This window comes from Fibrobacter sp., assembly GCA_024399065.1.
GTDB lineage: Bacteria > Fibrobacterota > Fibrobacteria > Fibrobacterales > Fibrobacteraceae > Fibrobacter.
Map to the genome: position 1 here is coordinate 1 of JAKSIB010000076.1, position 3139 is coordinate 3139.

Genomic DNA, 3139 nt, shown 5'->3' on the forward strand with positions numbered 1-3139 from the left:
GAAGAAAAGGAAAACGGAACAACTGTAGAACAGAAGAACGCACGCTATGAAAAATGGTTCCGTCCTATGGTTGATGAAATCATGGCTGAAATCGGCAACGGAAACAAGGAAGTAATGGCCATCGTCCAGAACTTTGACCTTAATCACGAAAGCCATGTTCAGGGGAACAAATGGTATTCCGCTGATGAAGCATACACACGCGACGTTCAGTACAAGCTTCTTCCTGAAATGTACGAAAAGGTACAGGACAGAATCAAGAAGGAATACGAAGAAAAGAAGATTCCTTATGTCGTAATGTACTCATCAGAAAGCCCTAAATTCCCTTCAGAAAACAAGGTCTACACAGTAAAGGAATTCAACGAAATCCTTTTACAGGCAGACTCTGAATTCCACAACCGCAAGAAGTATGCAGAAGAAAAATACGGCTCTGCAGACAACTACTGGGATCTTGAAAGGGATGACAAGCTTCCTGAAGAAGACAAGGGAATCCAGTTCGGCTACGACAAGACAAACTTCAAGTTCTTCAACATTCCGAATCCAAACAATCCTGAAGACACATTCTCTTATGAACCAAGCCGCTATGACATCGGAGACGGAAACGGCTCCGTATTCGATTATGTCCGCTCAACATGTTCACACGATGAATTCATCGAAGCATTGAACGCCCTCGAAACCCAGCTTTACTTCCCTGGAGTAACAGATTCTCAACGCCAGTTCGTTGAAAAGACTGTTGAAGAAGCAACCCAGAACCTCAAGGCCACCCTCAAGGAAAAGATGGAAGATCTTGATAAGGCCCAGAACGAATACAAGGAACTTCACAAGAAATGGCTCATTGAAGCAACAGAAGCAGACCGTGTTGATGAGATGCTTAAAAATGCCCTTGATGGCGTAAAGGATGCCTATGACAGTTCAATGAACGACGTATTTACAAAAGTCCTCAACGAATATCCTTTTGCCTCAGGCGATGTTGCAGGAAGTGAATTCCTCAAATACACAGCCAACGAAGTTAAGAAGATGGCAGTTTCAGAACTCTACCTCCCAAGCCGCAATGCACAGAAGGCCATGAATGCAGAAGATTACAAGACCTATAACTCAATCGACTGGGCAAAACTCAGAAGAATCTGGGAAAAGTTCCCTGCAAACGTAAACATGACCGCCTATGCAGAAAAGCTCCTTCAGGACAAATGTGCTGAAAAGGGAATGTCAGTTTCAGAAAACACAAAGGCAGTTACACCTCCTGAAACAACTACCGAAGTCCACTCAGACAATGAAATCCCTCTCAAGGAATTCATCGATTCAGACATGACATTCGATGAGGAAGACACAATCCTTCACAACAAGGTCACAGGCAAATACGTCTGGCTTTACAGGGAAACAGGCGGCGGTGTCGGAAAGTTTGAATATGACAGTTCTTTCAACGAAACTGCAAGAGAACCACTGTCATACGCAGGCATGAAATCCATTATCCGCGGAGCAATCCTGGAAAAGAATATGGACGAATGGACTGTCTTCAAGGACAAAAGATACTTCAAGCCATTCCAGGAAACTGAAATGTCTGAAGAGGAACGTGAAGAGTTTAAACAGAGTGTTACATCAGATAACAAATCTGTTACAAAAGAAACTGAACTCACTCCAGAAGACATTGAACTCTGTAAAAAGGTAATTCCGCCTGCACAGTTCAAATTCACAATGGAACTTACTGAAGGCGAAGAAGGTGAATTCTTCAGGAACAAGATGAAGGAAATCGCCGACACTTACCGCAGAATCAACACTGACAGTGAACTCATCAATGAAGACGGAACACATACTGTAGGTTTCCGCTACTTCCTCGGTGACACAGAGATTTTCCTCTCAGAAATCGACTCGGACGGAATCGGATTCGGCTACAACATCCTCAACGGAGACCTTCAGATGTCTGAATGGGGTTCAACTTCCCTCGAAGAAATCATGAAGATTCCTTACATCGAAATGGACTACCATGTTCCTGCAAACGCAACAATCGAACAGATGCTCTACTCAGAACATCCAGACTACTTTGCTGAATATGCTCCAAAGGAAGCTGCAAAAGAACTTTCATGGGAAAAACTCAATGTATTTTTTGCCCCTGCAAGTCTTGAAGGAACAGAATTCCTTGTTCCAAGTGCAGTTTTTGAACGTACAAAAAAAGAAACTGAACAGTGGGCAGAAAATGAAGCAACTTTTGAAGTTTCAGAATATGAACTCAAGAAAGAAACCGTTGACCGAACACTGTGGGCAACCCTGGACTTTCATAATTTCATTGAAACTGCAGAAAAATCAGGAAATACGGAACTTTCAGCTAAAGCACATGAAGAATGCTCTTCCATTTCAGAAGAACTCGCTTCAATGATTCTCTCAGGTGAAATCACAAGCGTTGATAACGCCCAGATTTACCTCAACGACAAGCTTCTCAAGTCTGAAACCTACAATCAGGTAAAGACAGAAGAACCAGTAAAAGAATCAAAGCCATACAACTTCTTCGTAAACGACACTGCTAACCTGGATCTTGGAATCGGTGCTGAATTTGAAGCTGTTACAGGACTTACTGCAGAACAGGCTGTATTGAAATACGCAGAACTCAAGGAAAAAGGATTAAGCCCATATATCGGACTCAACATTCCTGGTGACATCGTATTTGATGACAAGGAAGGTCAGGGAGCAGGTATCTTCACGGAAACAGAAGGAAAACCTTCTTTCTACATCGGTGACAATTTCGTAAAGGGACTCAAGGAAAACGATGAACATGCTCAGAACGTCCTCGCTGCCTACAAGGAACTTTATGAAAATGCTGACAAATACATCCTTGGTGTTGAAAAACCAAATTTTGTATTCGATAAGGAAGCAGAACTCAACAGACCTGCTGAACCGCTTAAAGTCTATACTTTCTCTCCATTCGGCTACGAAGGAACTATCGTTCAGGTTGAAACAGATCTCAGACGCGGAATCCCGGCCTATGACATCGTAGGAATTGCAGATTCTACAGTAAAGGAAACCCGCGAAAGAATCCGCTATGCATTCACAAACTCAGGACTTGATTTCCCTTCAGAAAGAGTGCTTCAATCCCTATCCCCTGCTGACCTCAGAAAAGATTCTCCAATGGATCTTTCCATGGCTCTCGGAA

1 protein-coding gene is annotated in these 3139 nt (G+C 42.9%); it reads left to right on the forward strand.

The window, feature by feature from the left end:
* The coding region (locus MJZ25_16405; protein MCQ2125757.1) for a hypothetical protein at nucleotides 1-3139 on the forward strand (3139 nt) is incomplete at both ends.